At 40.5% G+C, this 17,141-nt stretch carries 15 protein-coding genes; 7 read left to right on the plus strand and 8 right to left on the minus strand.

Annotated features, from left to right (window positions below; translation table 11 throughout):
- Positions 1-31: 31 nt before the first annotated feature.
- Positions 32-919, plus strand: a complete 888-nt coding sequence (locus V7K45_RS12200; RefSeq protein ID WP_335003681.1) for an alpha/beta fold hydrolase — start codon at positions 32-34, stop codon at positions 917-919.
- A 75-nt stretch (positions 920-994) separates the two neighbouring features.
- Here the strand turns inward: V7K45_RS12200 and V7K45_RS12205 are convergent, their stop codons facing one another.
- The 3 genes from V7K45_RS12205 to V7K45_RS32980 form a co-directional block, all read right to left on the minus strand.
- A complete protein-coding gene (locus V7K45_RS12205; protein WP_335003683.1) occupies positions 995-3,727 on the minus strand; it encodes a zinc-dependent metalloprotease in 2,733 nt (910 codons plus the stop codon).
- Between the two features lie 401 nt (positions 3,728-4,128).
- Positions 4,129-4,398: a Coq4 family protein gene (locus V7K45_RS12210; protein ID WP_335003685.1), complete on the minus strand. Its 270-nt coding sequence runs from the start codon at positions 4,396-4,398 to the stop codon at positions 4,129-4,131.
- A gap of 70 nt (positions 4,399-4,468) precedes the next feature.
- The gene (locus V7K45_RS32980; RefSeq protein ID WP_442941986.1) at positions 4,469-4,591 is read right to left on the minus strand and encodes a Coq4 family protein; all 123 of its coding nucleotides are present in this window, start codon (positions 4,589-4,591) and stop codon (positions 4,469-4,471) included.
- Between the two features lie 593 nt (positions 4,592-5,184).
- On the opposite strand from V7K45_RS32980, the gene V7K45_RS12215 reads away from it, so the two are divergent.
- Positions 5,185-5,580: a hypothetical protein gene (locus tag V7K45_RS12215; RefSeq protein WP_335003687.1), complete on the plus strand. Its 396-nt coding sequence runs from the start codon at positions 5,185-5,187 to the stop codon at positions 5,578-5,580.
- A gap of 577 nt (positions 5,581-6,157) precedes the next feature.
- Complete coding sequence (locus V7K45_RS12220) at positions 6,158-7,606, plus strand: AAA-like domain-containing protein (RefSeq protein WP_335003689.1); 1,449 nt, start codon at positions 6,158-6,160, stop codon at positions 7,604-7,606.
- Positions 7,607-7,714: 108 nt separating this feature from the next.
- Here the strand turns inward: V7K45_RS12220 and V7K45_RS12225 are convergent, their stop codons facing one another.
- Entirely contained in the window at positions 7,715-8,092 is a 378-nt protein-coding gene (locus V7K45_RS12225) for a hypothetical protein (protein ID WP_335003691.1), read from the minus strand.
- Positions 8,093-9,055: 963 nt separating this feature from the next.
- Between V7K45_RS12225 and V7K45_RS12230 the strand changes: the two genes are divergently transcribed.
- On the plus strand, positions 9,056-9,547 hold the full coding sequence (locus tag V7K45_RS12230; protein ID WP_335003693.1) for an orange carotenoid protein N-terminal domain-containing protein: 492 nt from the start codon (positions 9,056-9,058) through the stop codon (positions 9,545-9,547).
- A gap of 312 nt (positions 9,548-9,859) precedes the next feature.
- On the opposite strand, the gene V7K45_RS12235 is transcribed toward V7K45_RS12230, so the two are convergent.
- Positions 9,860-10,639: a glucosamine-6-phosphate deaminase gene (locus V7K45_RS12235; RefSeq protein ID WP_335003695.1), complete on the minus strand. Its 780-nt coding sequence runs from the start codon at positions 10,637-10,639 to the stop codon at positions 9,860-9,862.
- Positions 10,640-10,875: 236 nt separating this feature from the next.
- Here V7K45_RS12235 and V7K45_RS12240 point away from each other — a divergent pair, with 236 nt between their 5' ends.
- Complete coding sequence (locus tag V7K45_RS12240; RefSeq protein WP_335003697.1) at positions 10,876-11,562, plus strand: HAD family hydrolase; 687 nt, start codon at positions 10,876-10,878, stop codon at positions 11,560-11,562.
- Between the two features lie 127 nt (positions 11,563-11,689).
- Here the strand turns inward: V7K45_RS12240 and V7K45_RS12245 are convergent, their stop codons facing one another.
- Positions 11,690-12,604 (minus strand): AraC family transcriptional regulator, encoded by a 915-nt coding sequence (locus tag V7K45_RS12245; RefSeq protein ID WP_335003699.1) that lies wholly within the window; start codon positions 12,602-12,604, stop codon positions 11,690-11,692.
- 208 nt (positions 12,605-12,812) lie between these two features.
- On the opposite strand from V7K45_RS12245, the gene V7K45_RS12250 reads away from it, so the two are divergent.
- Together V7K45_RS12250 and V7K45_RS12255 are read left to right on the plus strand one after the other, a co-directional pair.
- Positions 12,813-13,544 (plus strand): SDR family oxidoreductase, encoded by a 732-nt coding sequence (locus V7K45_RS12250; RefSeq protein ID WP_335003701.1) that lies wholly within the window; start codon positions 12,813-12,815, stop codon positions 13,542-13,544.
- A gap of 62 nt (positions 13,545-13,606) precedes the next feature.
- The gene (locus V7K45_RS12255) at positions 13,607-14,605 is read left to right on the plus strand and encodes an aldo/keto reductase (protein WP_335003703.1); all 999 of its coding nucleotides are present in this window, start codon (positions 13,607-13,609) and stop codon (positions 14,603-14,605) included.
- 94 nt (positions 14,606-14,699) lie between these two features.
- On the opposite strand, the gene V7K45_RS12260 is transcribed toward V7K45_RS12255, so the two are convergent.
- A complete protein-coding gene (locus tag V7K45_RS12260; RefSeq protein ID WP_335003705.1) occupies positions 14,700-15,338 on the minus strand; it encodes a PadR family transcriptional regulator in 639 nt (212 codons plus the stop codon).
- Positions 15,339-16,607: 1,269 nt separating this feature from the next.
- Positions 16,608-17,063 (minus strand): tRNA (adenosine(37)-N6)-threonylcarbamoyltransferase complex ATPase subunit type 1 TsaE, encoded by a 456-nt coding sequence (tsaE, locus tag V7K45_RS12265; RefSeq protein ID WP_335003707.1) that lies wholly within the window; start codon positions 17,061-17,063, stop codon positions 16,608-16,610.
- Positions 17,064-17,141: the final 78 nt, after the last annotated feature.

Genomic DNA, 17,141 nt, shown 5'->3' on the forward strand with positions numbered 1-17,141 from the left:
TAAATTCAAATAAACTAAACTTTTTAATTTTATGCTTCAGTTTCAACCTCCTGGCTTTGGACATAAAGTTATCCATACATCCTTGGGAGCAATGGTTTACTATACTCAAACGAATGCACCTTGGACAATTGCTGACACTGAAGATTTACCCCCACTACTATTTCTCCATAACTTTGGTGGTGGAGCATCTGCTTATGAGTGGTCTAAAGTTTACCCAGCTTTTGCTTCTAATTATCGCATTTTAGCCCCCGATTTAATCGGCTGGGGAGAATCGGCCCATCCAGTGCGGGATTATAAAATTAGGGATTATCTCAGCACGATCGCAGAGTTTATCATCCAAACTTGTCGCCAGCCGGTGACAGTGGTAGCCTCATCTCTCACAGCCGCTTTTGCTATTCGCCTAGCTATTGTTCAACCCAATTTATTTAAAGCACTGTTTTTAGTTTCCCCCTCTGGATTTGATGATTTTGGGCAGGGTGCTGGACGCAGACTTCCGCTTTCGGTAATCAATGTGCCTCTGTTGGACAATTTTATTTATATGCTTGGTGCTGAAAATGAAATTGCAGTCCGAAATTTTTTACAAAGTTTTCTCTTTGCTAAGTCCCAACGAGTATCTCAAGAAATGGTGGAGGCTTATTTAACCTCGGCACAACAAGCTAATGCCAAGTTTGCTGCTTTGGCATTTTTGCGGGGCGATCTTTACTTCGATCTGAGTTTATATATTCAACAACTGACAATTCCCACCGTTATTTTTTGGGGAGAAAAGGCACAATTTACCAACATTAAATTAGGGCAACGCTTGGCAAATTTAAATCCAAGAGCAATTCGAGATTTTTATGCGATCGCAGATGCCGGAATATTACCTCATTTGGAAATACCAGAAGTTTTCATTGGTTTATTGCAGCGGTATCTTGGGTGAGTGGGAAGTAGGGGGGCAGCACTTCGGCTACGCTCAGTGACCGAGGGGCAGGGGAGAATAACTAATGACAAATGACTATTTAGAAAGTAACTGTGCGTTTAATGCTTTAGTAATGCGATCGCCAGAAGCTTCTAAGTGAGCTAAGGTGTAAATATCAAGGCTTTCGCCAAGTTGTTTAAGTCTGGCATCAATGGCTTTTTGCAGTTGGCGCAATTCATACCAAGCCAATGTCCGACCGTCTTCAGGTGTATTAGTAGTACCCAACATCATCTCTAACAAAATATTCAGATGTTCTCGTTGCAATGAACGGCGGATGCTAGAAATTGGCTTTGGTTCTCTGGAGGCGAAAACTTCTGTCCAGATGCCTGTTTGCAGGGTGTCGAATAGTTCTGGTATGGAAAGCGCTTCTCCAGGCAGAGTTTTTAATTCTATATCTTGTAACCGATTCAGACGATCGCTGTCTAATAGCGATCGCAATATCGTACTTTGAAAACCCAAAATGCGATCGTGAATTGGATAATCAAGGCGGTTATTAGGTGCAGAATTGCCCCAGTTTTCCCAACGCGATGGTGCTAGTTGATTGAGCAATTGTGGTGAAAAACTAAAAGCATCGTCTGCAAATACATATTCTTGCAATTTTGTCAATGCTTGACGTTGTTTTAAAAGTGAAACAGGTACAAATGCCCAAGCACCATCATTACTAGTATGGAGACGCCGAAACGATTGTCCACCAATGTATTTAGAAAGCAAAGTGGCGTTCCGAAAATAATATTTAAGTACTCTATTAAACTTAAGGCGCAGGTTACTATAGCTTTCGCCTTTCGATAGATAACCCTTATCAAGACGCTGCCACATAAAACGAGCATTATCCATTTGCCACTGCGAATAAAGTAGCACATCACTACTCATATCCCAGACATTTGCTAAAGGATTGATGTCCCAGATATCTTCATCGCTTGCATAAGATAATTCTGGTTGAGGCGACGCTAGGGCTATCTGGTCTAAAAAACTTTTTTCTGATTCTGGAATAGTTACCTCAAGGGCTGTTGATGGAAATCTTTTATAACCATACTCAATTGCCCATTCGTCATAAGGCCCAATAACTCTTGGGAAATAGTCACCTTGCTGTACTCCCTGTGGTGCTATGTTTACAGGTACATAGTCCATCACCGAACCCACTAAACCTTTGGTGCGAGTGATTTCAGTATTATTTAATTCTTCTGGCGCTAACATGGTGCTGCCGTAAAAGTTGTGGCGCAAACCCAGAGTGTGCCCGACTTCGTGAGCGATGAGAGAACGCAAATATTGATGCACATACTCCTTAATCGTTTCACTACTATGTGTAGTGTCTGGCAACATTGATAACGCCAGCGCCCCCATAGCTGCTTGATTTGAAGATTCCATACCATAGCAGGACTCTGAGGAGAAAAAGTCAGCAGAGGAAGAGGAGACAAATTTATCCAGGAATTTCCCCGCGTCTTCACGTCCTTTCGTATTTTCTTGACATGAATTTGCCTCCATCAGTGCGTGATATTCTTGCTGAACTAAGCGCACCATATTGGCATCCACAATGATATCTGCATCCAATATTTCTCCGGTAAATGGGTTGACGCGCATCGGCCCTTTGGCAAAACCTGCATCTAAAGAATTGAACCAGCGAATGGTGTTGTAATGTACATCTGCTGGTTTCCAATTAGCATCATCTGGCATTTGCTGCACTTCAATGGCATTTTGAAATCCAGCTTTTTCAAATGCTTTGTTCCACATCAAAACGCCTTCACGAATCGCATCGCGGTATTCTAGTGGTACAGCATTTTCAATCCAATACACAATTGGTTTTTTGGGTGGAGATAAGGGAGCATCGGGATTGGACGGTTCGAGATGCCAGCGATTAATATAACGTACAAATGATTCGCGAGCATTATTATTAGAGAAATCTTGGAAAACAGTAGTAAAATATCCAACTCTGTCATCAGCAAGTCTGGGAATATAACCATTGTTTTCTCTAATCTGAGAAAAACTATAGTGTACCTTCAGATTGAGTGCCCTACTATCAGGTACAGCGATCAAATTTGAGCCTTCTATTGATGAAAAACCGTAAATCGAATCAATCTCTACATTTTCTGGGAAGCTGTTAACATCACCAAAATATGACTTGCGTACATCTAACCGATAATCAGCTTGTAAAGAATATTTTAATAGAGGAGTTAATCCAGGTAAATCCTGCATTAACAGCCCATTCAGGTCGATCAGAATATTTTTACTTTTTGGATCGATAGTAGCTATTTCGAGTGAATAAAGAACTGAATCGCTAAATGAGCGAGTAAGCGATCGCTGTTCTGGTATACTATCTGTACGGAATTTTACATTACGCACAACAAAATGCAATCTATTATTTACTCGTTGGAAGTAAAAGATAAAATCAGAGAGAGGTAATCCACTATAAATCCCACTTTCTCCAACGCCTGATTCCAATGTTACTATAGCTAAGTAATCTTTATTTAGCTGCTCTGGCTTAAGTTCTAAGAAAACTTTTCCCGAATCCTCGCTGCAATAAAGTGTGAAGAGTCCCTCTAGTTTATTTACCCGATTAACAATCCCATTAAATCGGCAAAAATCTTCCTTTTTAATTTCAGCAAGATTCTTGTCAGCACTTGCTACGTTTTCAACTACTGGCAGTGTATTTAATTGCTGTACATCAATATTAGAAGTATTTGAAAGTTGGTTTGCTTTTGCATAATCATTTGATAAAAACAAGTTAGACAATAATACTATACAGATTACTAATTTCGTTATCCAGTATTTCATCCTTTGACTTTCCACCTGAAGCAGTTATCGTGTTAAGGAAAAATGTGGATTAGTTTGTCATCTGCAAGTCCTTCAAATATCTAAGGACTACCATATAAATCCACTTAGTCAGATAAACAATGTCTCTAACCTAAAAGTCTGTGAATATTAATTGTTATTAGTAGCTCTTTAGGAATTACCCATTAAATATTTATGTCTTAAGACAGATAATTCTTAACCCTAAAGATATATGTTTTTTTTGCTTATATCTGTATTAAAAACCAAATGTAGCATTAAAAATGTATTTAGCGCTACATTTGGCAGCCTAAGCAATATCAAGCATTTTTTATAAAAAAAGAGCAGGGCTTGTAAAAAGGCTGTATTAAGCAAGTAAATCCTTTTTTCAGATGAATTGTGGAAATTTATGGTAATCTCAACTTGTTTCTCAGATGGTCAATTGGTTCTTCCCAATGGTCTTCAAAGCGGTAGCCCAACAGAAAATCAGCTTTCTTGCCTAGTTCTCGCCCTTTCTCCAGGTTGTCGAAAATCGCTTTGATTTGTTGGGGAGCTAAAATTGAATAGAGCAATCTAGCCAAGCACAGACCGATTTGGAGTGATTTACTGTAGTTTTGTGTAGCAGCAAAAGCAAGTACAGCAATTTCTCTCGCATAAGTGATGTCAAAATCAAGCAAGACAGGAAAAATATCATGGGTAACTAAATATTGCAGAGCAAATAGATTACGTTTGGCAACGTCTTCTAGTTCAGGGCTGATGTTTAATGGTTCTTAGTTGATTTGCTTGCATATAATTGGCATATTCTCGTCCAAAAGTGCCTTGAGGATATTGGCTTAATTGGTTCAAATCAATTGCGAGATAATATCCCACTACTGGTTGTAGTTTGGAAGCGACTTTTGGAGAAACTTAAGTACCAATAAACTCAGATTTAAGAATGGGAATATCACCCAAATTATCTGAGTTTTTATCAGCCAGAATTACTTTGAATTGTTGTAGTTTTTTGAGCATAATACTTTTCAGTAATGGGCTAACAACAGTTGAGAAAGAGTTAGAGGTAGACTTTGATACAAAATTATCTAACATCGAATAACTGTTAAGGATAGAGTTAGGTGAGTAGACCAAATAACAGACTAGAAATCTTGACAGATAAAATCATAAACCCTTGTTGTGACTAGTTTTTATAAATACAGGTGTAGCTATAGTTGAGGAACGTAGACACAAAGAGGCTTCCCGCAGAGTAACCTAACACCAAGAATCCTTGCTTTTGTTGGGTTTCACTTTGTTCAACCCAATCTACAAATATTGTATTTTTTCAGATCCACAAAAGAGCGTAAATAAGTTCTCTCTTCCCCAGGGTTGAATAAGCCTTTCTTTTTTATAACTAAGATATGCCTTTTGCTAGAAGGATGATTGCCTTTTTATAGTTAGTCTTTACTAGTACCCCAAAAAATCAGTTAATTAGCATGATAAATTTGATTTCTAGGACGATTAGTCACATCAATTCTCTGCTTAAAGGACTTCAGATAAAAGGTTTTTTAGCTGTTGTCCTAGTTGGTTTCCTAATGCTGACAACGAATGTTAGTGATGGGCAAAGTGACAAAGGCTTAAAAGAGAGAGTTCGTGAAAAGGTAGAGCAGAATGATGCTCAAAGACCGAAAACAGTAGGGCAGTGGTTTAAAGATGCTCGTGAAACAGAAGCTTCTCCTGGCGAACGACTTCAGAAGATTGGACAACAGTCAGGAGAAGCCTTCAAAGAATTTGGATCTGGGTATGTAGAGGGCGCTCAAGAAACTGCTAGTGATGTAGGGAATAGTGCGGCAAAGGCAGGCAGAAATATCACAGACAAAGTTGCACGCTAAATGCGTCAAAATATCCTATTGGCAGCAAGTAGTAATAACTTTTCGCCAATAAATTAGTTACGCATAGAGACGTTGGTATTAAATCAACAAAGTCTTCAACTACTTCTTGGGTAACGCGCTTATTCTTCTTAATGAAAGATTGTAGCGTTTCTCAGTTGCCTAAAATATAGGTCTTTAGTAGGGGCGCATATTAGCTATGCGCCCCTATTGCTGCATTCAAAATACCTCACTTCCATTCCTCTCCTACGGTGTTACTTTTTATAGCACTTAATAAATCGGTACAAATAAAGTGAACTATTAAAACTTGTCATTTGTTATTTGCACATGGTAAAGGATGCTTGATACAGAAATGTCAGCACCTTTCCTTTCCATAGAAATAGCAAAAATGGCAATTGATGTAGTGGCGTTTATTTATACCTACCCATCTAACTCTCTTCAAATAAAAGCGTATATTTTTTTACTAACTGGCAAACATTTTAAGAACGGGTAAGTAACTGTTCAATAACTGCTTAAAAACGTGAAACAATGAGGAGATAGCTAAGACGGTCAGAAAAAAAGTAGATAGATAATTAATGATATGAAGCAATCTAAGAGTACGCGAAAGCGGGGACTTGTCCTAACGATCGCTGGGCTAAAGCGTTTACAAGGGGCGATTCTGGCTATGGAAAAAGTAGAAAACAATGGAGAACGCTTCACTCTAGAAGATTTAGGCGATCGCATGAAGGTATCTACCAAAACTCTCAACCGATTATGGTCGTTGAATACAGGCGTAGATCAAAAAACCTTGAAATTGTGCTTTAGCGCCTTTAATCTAGAATTGTGCAGGGAAGACTATGGAATCCTGAGCGAGCAGAATCATACTGAAGGTTCTCAAGTTCTTTCAATGATTTTAGACACAGAAGAAAGAAAATTACTTACGTCTTTATCCTTGGATTCATTTGCGACTCAACACCATAACCATCTCGAAAATCTTTGGTCATACCCAGATGGCCCCGTACCTGTAGATTCCCCCTTCTATGTCGATCGTCCCCCAATTGAGGAACTTGTTTATCGAGAAGTAATTCAACCAGGCTGTGTGATCCGGATTCGAGCACCAAGAGAAATGGGAAAAAGTTCTCTTGTGCTGCGGCTGTTAGCTTTTGCCAAGATGCAAAGTTATCGCTCGGTAAACGTGAATTGCAACCAAATCGATTCAAGGTGTCTAACAGATTTAAATAAACTGTTGCGTTCTCTTTGTTGGCAAATTGCAACAGAATTAGACATTGAACCCAAGCTAGATGAAAACTGGGATGAGGAAATAGGTTGTAAGTTAAGTTGCAGTTTATATTTGCAATCTTATTTGCTCAAGCAGTGCAAAAGTCCAGTAGTTTTAGTATTAAATGAGGTTGACCGCTTTTTTGAATATCCAGAAATTGCTCCAGAGTTCTTTGGGTTGTTGCGCTCTTGGTATGAAGAAGCACGACAAGACTCCAACTGGCAGAAACTCAGACTAGTGGTAGTTTACTCCACAGAAGTATATGTCTCCCTGGATATCAACCGTTCTCCATTTAATATTGGACTACCGATACGTCTGCCAGAATTTACTGAATACCAAGTAAAATACTTAGCCCAACGACATGGCTTAGATTGGACTTCTAATAATGAAGTTAACCAACTGATGTCTCTCGTGGGGGGACATCCAGCACTGATTCGGATTGCTCTATATTATCTATGCTGTCAAGGAATGACCTTAGAAGAACTGATAGAAGATGCGATCGCTAACGGCGGTATCTATCGCTACCATCTATGGCGACACTGGGCAATCTTACAAGAAAATCCTAGTTTAGTAAAGGCGTATGTTGAAGTTGTAGCCGCAAATCAAAGCATTTCTCTCAATCCCATTGACGCTCATAAGCTCGAAAGCTTGGGTTTGATCGCTTATGAAAGCGATCGCATCCTACCGCGTTGTCAACTCTACCGTGCTTACTTTAGAAAACAAATAGGTGTTACTGAATTTGAATATAAATCATTGCAAAAACGTGCTTGAGAAAAACTATCACAGACTCTTTCTCTAAAGTTCACCGTAATGGCTCCCTTTAATGCCCTATTTGGCGACCATCTAGAGATTAGAAACAAGGTTTCCAACGAAAAATAATTAATTGTTTGACCAATAAAGCTGATAATCCTCGATATAAAATTTTCCATTATTGGAAGACATTTTGAAAAAGAAGTAATAATCTTCTGCCTCCCAAATACCAAATTCTTGCTCTTGTTCTTGAAAACCAGCTGTCGAACCACTATTGGGGATAGTCATGCCAGCAGTTAGTGTTCCATTTTTTGCTCTCATTAGAAAAATTTCTAGCAGACAGAAACCCTGTATTTCAGCAGAATAACGAATTTTGAAACGGATTCTTCCACCATTGCGTAGAGTCTTTTGAATAGAAAAATTTTCGGTTTTAATGGGAGTGCCAGACAGATAAATCCCTTGACCTTGTGTTAGTATATAATTTTGTCTTTCGTTGAATGAATTCATAATTTTTTCTTCTCCCGAAGAATAGAATTGATTGAGATAATTGCATTATTGGTGAATAAATGTTTTTAAAGGTGCGTTGTTTCTGTGCTTTTGAATATCAAGTTTGTATTTTCTCGCTATCTTCAAAAAAATGCAATGACAGTTAAGACAGTTAAGACAGTTATAGAAAATAATTAAAAACTGAATTATGAAGAGCGATCGCAACCTGCAAAATTAGAGATTAACGATTCGTCATTTGTAATTACTAATAATGTTCGCAAACTCGCTATCACTGCTTTCGCGCAACTTCGTGTAGAGAAGACAGTAAACTTCTTGCATAAATCACAAACAAAGAACCTCAAAGAGCCAAAGCTACGCTTTGTCTCACTTCCCTTAACAAGCTAAAGTGTATATATAAGTCGAAAAAAGCTTAATTTCCCATTGTTCTCTTGCCCATACAGAACATAGAAATAGCTTATTAGAGATTGCTGCCTCTTTGTTTGACTGGAGACGGTAGCCTACCCACAAGAAGATTACAGTGCAGAGCCTTGTAACAAGATTTAATCCACAATTGGTTGCTTCTGTCAATGCGTAAGTTGTAAATTAGACCTCTTGGCATTTGTGCTTTTTGCATTCTTGGGGAAAAGGGTAAAGGTTAAAGGGGAAAGGGACAATACAGAACCTTTTCCCGACAAATGCCAAGAAGTCTATTGAGCTATTTAAAAGATTAACAAGTAGTGCTTTTTTATTCACTATTACAATCAAGGTAACATCTATCCAGGGAAATACCTTTTAACAATCATTCAATTTGGCAACAGACTTCTAATTGCTAACTCTTTCATTTGGCACTTGCCAAGCATTATTTTCGCTTTGAACGATCTTCTTTATGATTTTCAGACATCTGTCTTCAGTAGGGTAAAACTCAAAATGTACATTTGATAACATTACTTAAGAATAAATAAGTAATTGCGATTGAAGTTAATCATGACATACACACAAACTAACGATCCTACTATTCGCGAACACGTTCAAGCTTGGCAACAGTTAAATGTAGATCAACAACTTGCTTTGTTTTGGTTTATCTATAAAGAAATGGGGGGTTCGATTACTCCAGCCGCTCCTGGAGCTAGTACTGTTTCTCCAGAAATAGCTGAAGGTTTATTTAATCAAGTTAAGGAATTATCTCACGAACAACAATTACAAGTTCAGCGTGATTTGATTAATAAAGCAGATACCCAAATTTCTCGTGAGTATGGCTCTTTGGGTGATACGACAAAACTTCTGTTTTGGTATCGATTATCTCAAGGAATGGAAAATGGCACTATCATTCCTGTACCTAATGATTATCAACTTCCTTCCGAAGCTAAAGCTTTGTTTGGCAAAATTCAAGGATTAGAGTTTGAGCAGCAGATTACTCTTTTCCGTGATTATGTTTCGCCAATGGGTACTGAAGCGAAATCAGGTGCTGGAATTTAGCACTTTTGAACTTTTGAGCATGGTTAAGGGTATCTATTAAGTTATTTATACCCTTCATTTCAAAGCTTGCTAGATTCGCCAGTCGCTTAATATAAAGCCAAATTTTGATGACTGGCGTATTTAGAAACTTTTATTTCATTAGTTTGAGATGTTTATGACTTCTATAAACATCAAATTTTTAGAACAAAGTGTATCAGTATTTGCGAATTGGGATATAAAATCTCGCTAAATAGTCATAGCGTTACTGTATACTGAAACTACCTTATGCAATTCCAGCGATCGCTGCAATAACTAGCTTGGAAATGGATAAGTTTAAGGTAATTCTAGTACGCTAGCAGAATTAACATCTAAAAACAACGTCGCTTGGGTTTGTTGACGGAGAATAGAAGCCGGACAGTTTCTACCAATATAACTTTGCAGCATTTCTTTTACAACATTCGCTTTACGTTTTTCTGGAGCAAGACAGATAATTTTTTTAGCTGAAGTAATTGTTGGAATGGTGACAGTAAAAGCATACTGTGGCACAGTTTCTAAATTCGGAAAGTGACCTGTATTTACTTGTTGCTGACGATTCACAGTATCCAGTTTTACCAGCTTCACGCTGTAAGGATCTTGAAAATTTGCTACAGCCGGATCGTTAAAAGCTAAATGTCCATTTTCGCCAACACCAAGACAGCATAAGTCAATTGGTTGTGCTTGCAATAATTTAGTGTAGCGATCGCACTCTGCTACTGGTTGCAATGTATCACCTTCTATATAGTGAAATTTCTTAGGATTAACCCGTTTTTCTACACGTTCTCGCATATAACGCCGAAAACTAGCAGAATGATCGGCAGTAATTCCCAAATATTCATCTAGATGGAACAGAATAATCCTTGACCAATCTACACCACCCAATGCAATCAAAGCATCAAGAAATTTGAGTTGGGAGTTTCCTGTAGCTAACAATACAGCAGCTGTATCTTGAAGATTAAGAACTTGCTGTAAATACTTTTGCACGATTTCGGCAACATCCTCAGCCATTTCGACTTCAGAGTTGTAAATCTGCACTAGTAAATCGTCAACGCGAAAAAAGTTTGTGGCGGCTACCATTTGCTTACGAAGAAGGTTATCAATTATACGGCAGTTTTTTGAGAGGTTTTATATGTCTGCCCTTATATGCCCTATCCAGTATAGATTTTAGGATTTAGCAGATTAATTTCTGACTCTTGAAATTTTATTCTCCAGTCCCCAATCCCCGTATTAACAAAGGAACAATCACTAAAGACAAAAAACAATGTAAACTATTTAAATTAAGTTAACAATTATTTACATTCTACCGAAAAATTATGCTGGCTGCAATTCTCTTTGACCTAGACGGCACTATTGTCAACACTGACCCCATACACTATCGAGCTTGGCGGGAAATGCTGTTAAATTACAGCATAGAAATAGATGAAACATTTTATAAATCCCGAATTAGTGGAAGGTTAAATCCAGAAATTGTTAAAGATATTCTGCCACAATTATCAGTAGCAGAAGGGCAAAAATTTGCAGACGAAAAAGAGGCGTTGTTCCGCAAACTCGCCCCACATCTCAAACCGCTAAGTGGATTTTCTGAACTACTAGCATGGACAGAAACACATCAATTAAAACGTGCCTTAGTAACTAATGCCCCTAGATTAAATGCAGAATTTATGCTAGAGGTTTTGGGGATAAAAGAAGCTTTTCATACAATTGTTTTAGCGGATGATTGTATTGCAGGAAAACCCGATCCTGTGCCCTACCAAGTTGCCCTGAATAAATTGGGGATTACAGCAGAAGAAGCGATCGCTTTAGAAGACTCTCCCTCCGGTATTCGGTCAGCAGTGGGCGCAGATATTCGCACCATTGGCATTGCCTCCACCCACGATCCGCAAATTTTGCAGTCAGTCGGTGCATTTATGGCAATTCCAGACTTTACTGATTTGCAGTTATGGACATTGCTAAACTCACTCATCGAGCCAGATTTAAGTGCGATCGCTTCTAATTTTTGAGGACATTGGGCAAAGAGGCGGAGGGGCAGCACTTCGGCTACGCTCAGTGACCGAGGGGCAGGGGGAAAGACTTACTATTACTTCTCCTACGCTCCCCTGCTCCCCTGCCCCTCCGCTCCCCTGCCCCTCATCCCCCATCCCCAAAAACTCCACTTTTTAACCGAGCCATATCACGCAACGGTGGTGCGCCGAACAAGCGACTGTATTCACGGCTGAACTGTGAGGGGCTTTCATAACCCACATAATGACTAGCTGTTGCCGCATCCATACCTTGCCCCAGCATCAAACGACGGGCTTGTTGAAGCCTAAGTTGTTTTTGATATTGCAAAGGACTCATGGTGGTGACTGACTTGAAGTGATGATGAAGCGACGAGGGACTCATGCGCGCTTCACGAGCGATCGTATCGATCCGAAATGGTTTTTCGTAGTTCCATTTCAGCCAGTTGATCGCTCTGCTAATTGCTTGGAGTTGTTTATCGACTAAAGCAATCTGTCGCAATCTAGCACTATGTTCGCCAGATAACAAACGGTAGAGAATTTCTCGGACAATCAAAGGTGCGAGGATGGGAATATCTTGGGGCGTTTCCAACAATCGTACAAGTCGGATTGCGGCATCAAGTAGTTGCGGGCTAACAGGATTAATAGACAAGCCTGGTTCCGGTGGTTCGTTCGCTGGAGCCTCTAGTTTCGCCTCCATCATCAGCGTGCTGAGTTCTCCCATATCTAAATCGAGCCGAAGACACAGATACGGAACGCTTGGCGTTGCTTCAATCACTTGACCGACAACAGGCAAATCGATGGACACCACCAAATATTGGTCTGGACCATAAACATACAGATTGTCTGCCAACATTACCTGTTTCTTGCCCTGAGCGACAATGCACAGGGCAGGCTCATGCAGGGCATGGAGAGGCGCAGTAGGTTGTGAGGAACGGATCAAGAATAACCGCTCGATCGCTGTGGGATGGACACCATCTCCATTACTGTTTTGTGCAATCAGAGCAGCTAGCTCGGACTGCTGTTTTCTAACAGTCTGTTCCATAATGTCGTTTGAAATCCTTTATGAAACCAACATTCAGGGCAGCCGCAATCTATTTAGCTGCTGAGGTCAGTTTATCTTTTTACGAGCAACAATAAAGAAAAATGCAGGATTAGGCAAGAATTTTGGAGGTTCAGATTACCGCATCCAGCTTTGACTCTCTTAGATTAAGAGTGTGCTAGAGAATACAACAACTTGGAGAGCCGGTTTTATGACTACCAATCAACAGAAAGTCGTACTAATTACAGGCGCAAGCAGCGGTATCGGTGAGGCAACAGCACGTCTACTCGCTCGTAAGGGCATCCACGTCATCCTGGGCGCACGACGCACGGAGCGGCTAGAAACCCTCGTGGCTACAATCCGCTCTGAAGGAGGCTCGGCGGAGTATCAGACCCTCGATGTTACTAATCGCGCCGACTTCCAAGCCTTTGTAGAATTTGCTCAGAGCAAATTTGGCCGCATTGATGTCATCGTTAACAATGCAGGCGTTATGCCGCTCTCAAAGCTAGAAGCGCTGAAAGTTGATGAATGGGACTGGATGATTGACGTGAACATCCGTGGCGTACTCAATGGCATCGCCGCTGGGCTACCGCTGATGAAACGCCAAGGATTTGGCCAGTTCGTCAACCTGTCCTCCATCGGCGGACACGCTGTCTGGCCAACCTGCGCCGTTTACTCTGCCACTAAGTTTGCGGTGTTGGCAATTTCGGAGGGGCTGCGTCAGGAAAATACTGACATTCGCGTTACAGTTATTTCGCCGGGCGTAACGGAGTCAGAACTAGCCGATAGCATTACTGACCCCGAAGCTGGCAAAGGTATGCAGGAATTCCGCAAGATTGCGCTTCCGGCTGAAGCGATCGCCAGAGCGATCGCCTTTGCAATCGAACAACCGGATGACGTTGATGTGAATGAGATTATCGTCCGTCCTACAGGCAGCGTATAGTTACGCAAAGATGCGGAGAATTTTCAACCTAAGCTAGCAGTAAAACAACTGAGAACCCCTATATGACTACCCAAAATAAAATTCAACCTCGCCAACTTGGTTCTAAAGGTCTAACTGTTTTCCCCCTAGCTCTCGGATGTATGGGTATGTCTGGTATGTACGGCGTAGCAGACGAAAACGAAAGCATTGCAACTATCCAAGCAGCTCTCGATCGCGGGATTACATTACTGGATACTGGCGATTTCTATGGTAGCGGACACAATGAGATGCTAATTGGTCGGGCAATCAAGGATCGTCGAGACAAAGCACTGGTTTCGGTGAAATTCGGCGCTTTACGTACTCCCGATGGTGGATGGATTGGTATAGATACCTGTCCCGCGTCGGTGAAAAACTTTGTCGCTTATAGTCTTACCCGATTGGGAGTAGACCACATTGACATCTACCGCCCAGCTCGATTAGACCCGCAAGTTCCCATTGAAGACACCATCGGCGCGATCGCCGAGCTAGTCACGGCTGGCTACGTCCGACATATCGGGCTATCGGAGGTGGGAGCGGACACTATCCGCCGCGCCCATGCCATCCACCCCATCAGTGACCTACAAATCGAGTACTCCCTGATTAGCCGTAGTCCTGAGAGCGAGATTTTTCCTGTACTGGAAGAACTTGGTATTGGTGTGACTGCCTATGGTGTGCTTTCACGAGGGCTGTTGAGTGGCTCTATTCCAGCCACACAGGGAGACTTCCGTGCTTACTTACCACGCTTTAGTAAAGAAAACCTTGCTCAGAATCAACGCTCGATCGAAGAACTAAAGCAAATTGCCGCCGAGAAAGGAGTTCTTCCTTCGCAGTTGGCTATTGCTTGGGTACTTGCAAAAGGCAGAAATATTGTGCCAGTCATCGGCGCACGCAAGCGCACCCAACTTTCCGAATCGTTGGCGGCTCTGGATGTGAACCTATCGCCAGAGGACTTAACCCAGATTGAAGCAGCAATTCAGGCATCTGCGATCGCAGGGACTCGTTATGATGAACATCAAATGCAAATGTTGGACAGCGAACGCTAATGCAATTAACAGCGTAGGGAAACTCTAGAGGGTTTGTAGTAAGCACTTTAGTGCTTAGAAAATAAGGACTAAAGTCCTTAATACGAGCCTCTACTTATTTTTCAGCCAGAATCGCGTAAATTTCCCGTTTAACTTGCTCTAAAAGCTCTCGCACCCGATTTATCCGCTCCATATTGCCACTACGAGCGACCTGCACCACCGCAGCAGCTAACTCTGTAGCGGCATTCCGCAACTCAATAAACTCTTGGGGCTTACCTGTAACAAAACTTTTAAAGGTATCCCAAGGAGTATCTGAAGGTTCTTGTTGGGTACGTTCTGCCAATAATTGTTTACCTTCATCCGTAATTGTATAAATCCGCTTGCCTCCTTCCTGTGCGCTCTTGAGATAACCTCCTTCTTCCAGCAATTGGAGTGTTGGATACACTGAGCCAGGACTGAGGCGCCGGAAACCACCGTAGCGAGTTTCCATCTCTTTAATCAGGTCGTAACCATGACTAGGATGCTCGGATAACAATTCCAGCAGAATGAACTTGATGTCACCCCGACGAGTCCGATATTCATCTCCCCAACCCCGACCAAACATTTCATTATCAAAGCGTTTGTCATGATGTCTACCATGATGCTTGTCATGATGGTTGCCATGTTCAAACCAAGACCTGACAAGCAATGAATCCTCTTCGCTAACTCCTGCCCATGCAGGTACGCCAAAACGTGACCGAAAATGTCTAAACATAAGTGAATTTCAAATCAACTTTCTCTAATATACGATATATCGGAATATATCGCGATATATCGGAATAGAATTTTGATTAAGATTTGTAACGAAAGCAACTTCGACTAGCTAATAGTCTGCACTTGTTCGACAAAAGACTCCATCCATTGCAAAAATGCTTAATCTACGGCGTTTATCGTAGATTAAGCATTTTTACTTGACTCTGAAGTGATAGATATAACAAAGAGTTCAGCCCACAGATAAAACCCTGTATCTTTAGATGGTTTGCTTTTTTCGTGTCTTGTCTTTCTATAGGAATCCGCTTTGATTCCTGAAATTATTTGCGTAGGGAGAGAACAGGAATAGGGAACACAACTCTTGGAGAGACTGCGCCAACGACAAGCGGTAGTTGAGCGCAGCCGAAACTCAATGCAGCGCGGAGAATAGGGAAGAAGGAATAAAAGTGTACTGAGTTTTTTTCACAAATCTAATACGAGTACCATAGATAAAATATGTATAAATACGAGATATTTTAGTTAAATATTTTATTGAGATCGGTGCTAATTACAGATGTGAATATAAGAATTTATTGCTAATTAAAATTATTAAAACTAATTTTGTAAATTTATAAAATAGTTTATTTTTTTGTATAGATTGTGAACTTAACTTGGGAATACTAAGTGTAAGAAAAGTTAAAATTATACATAAACTGATGATTGCTTAACTTTTTTACTAGCATTCGCTGCTAAATAATCTAGATTCCTTTTTTGACGCACAGTAGGGAACTAATCGGATTCAATCGAAGCTGACTAGGTTCTCTCAAAACTTTCATTGACCCCAACAACAGTTTATTTACACTTGCTTGATTCGTATACCAACCATCTAAATCAGTTTTTGACTGCTTATTACAGCAATAAAACTAGTAGATGCCTATATCCCGTTTAGTTGAGAATCACTTTAGGTTCAATACTATTTGGATAAGATAACCCCTCCTGGATTTAAGGGAGTGAAAGAAAAAATAGTCTCCCTTTTGAAGAAAGCCAGTGTGTTGCGAACTTTCCTAAATTTATAGGAGCAGGTGTCAGCAAAGTTGACTACCAGTTTTCTATTGAAGAAAAGCTGATTAAATATTTTTGTTTTAGTTGAGATAACAATGTTAGGAACTGACGGTGGCGAACGTGGTAGTGGCAGATAGGACGAGTATAAAGTTCTCTCTCGATTATTTGCAGGAATTTTTGAGTGTTGCGGTCAAAAAACTGAAATCCCTCGTACTTTAGGCGAGAGATGAGCTTAAATTGCGGCAATGACTTCGCTAATGGCACAATTGAATGGTGTGAGTTCGACTTGACGAGTGCCTTCATGTCCATAAGTCAAACTCACGCTCAAATAACTATCTGGTTTGTAGGCCAATCGTTCCGCCCATTCAACTGCCACAATTCCTGGTATCACTTCAACACCTTCCCAGTAGCTTTCTAAATTTAGGGTTGCGACTTCTTGCGGTTCCAAGCGATATAAATCCAGATGGTAAAGAGGAAAGCGTCCTTCAGTGTACTCATTAATCAGCGTGAAAGTAGGACTGACAATGGGTTCAGCAATTTCTAAACCTTTACCAATGCCTTGAACTAAAGTAGTTTTACCAGCGCCTAAATCACCTTCTAGTAAAACTACACTGCCAGGTGTCAAGGATTCGCCAAGAGTAATACCTAAGCGCAGCGTCGCTTCTGTATCTGCAAGAAAAATTTTCATAATTTAGGTATTGGGCATTAGTTATTATTAATTAGTCTAAACAAATGACAAATTTTCTTCTTCTTTAATCTTGAGTTT

The sequence above is a fragment of the Nostoc sp. genome, from assembly GCF_036917375.1.
Classification (GTDB): Bacteria; Cyanobacteriota; Cyanobacteriia; order Cyanobacteriales; family Nostocaceae; genus Nostoc.

Coding starts and splice junctions, on each gene's coding strand:
- V7K45_RS12220 (WP_335003689.1), top strand. CDS start 6,158: ATGAAGCAATCTAAGAGTACGCGAAAGCGGGGACTTGTCCTAACGATC.
- V7K45_RS12225 (WP_335003691.1), bottom strand. CDS start 8,092: ATGAATTCATTCAACGAAAGACAAAATTATATACTAACACAAGGTCAA.
- tsaE (WP_335003707.1), bottom strand. CDS start 17,063: ATGAAAATTTTTCTTGCAGATACAGAAGCGACGCTGCGCTTAGGTATT.
- V7K45_RS12245 (WP_335003699.1), bottom strand. CDS start 12,604: ATGGAACAGACTGTTAGAAAACAGCAGTCCGAGCTAGCTGCTCTGATT.
- V7K45_RS12250 (WP_335003701.1), top strand. CDS start 12,813: ATGACTACCAATCAACAGAAAGTCGTACTAATTACAGGCGCAAGCAGC.
- V7K45_RS12205 (WP_335003683.1), bottom strand. CDS start 3,727: ATGAAATACTGGATAACGAAATTAGTAATCTGTATAGTATTATTGTCT.
- V7K45_RS12255 (WP_335003703.1), top strand. CDS start 13,607: ATGACTACCCAAAATAAAATTCAACCTCGCCAACTTGGTTCTAAAGGT.
- V7K45_RS12240 (WP_335003697.1), top strand. CDS start 10,876: ATGCTGGCTGCAATTCTCTTTGACCTAGACGGCACTATTGTCAACACT.
- V7K45_RS12235 (WP_335003695.1), bottom strand. CDS start 10,639: ATGGTAGCCGCCACAAACTTTTTTCGCGTTGACGATTTACTAGTGCAG.
- V7K45_RS12215 (WP_335003687.1), top strand. CDS start 5,185: ATGATAAATTTGATTTCTAGGACGATTAGTCACATCAATTCTCTGCTT.
- V7K45_RS12260 (WP_335003705.1), bottom strand. CDS start 15,338: ATGTTTAGACATTTTCGGTCACGTTTTGGCGTACCTGCATGGGCAGGA.
- V7K45_RS12230 (WP_335003693.1), top strand. CDS start 9,056: ATGACATACACACAAACTAACGATCCTACTATTCGCGAACACGTTCAA.
- V7K45_RS12200 (WP_335003681.1), top strand. CDS start 32: ATGCTTCAGTTTCAACCTCCTGGCTTTGGACATAAAGTTATCCATACA.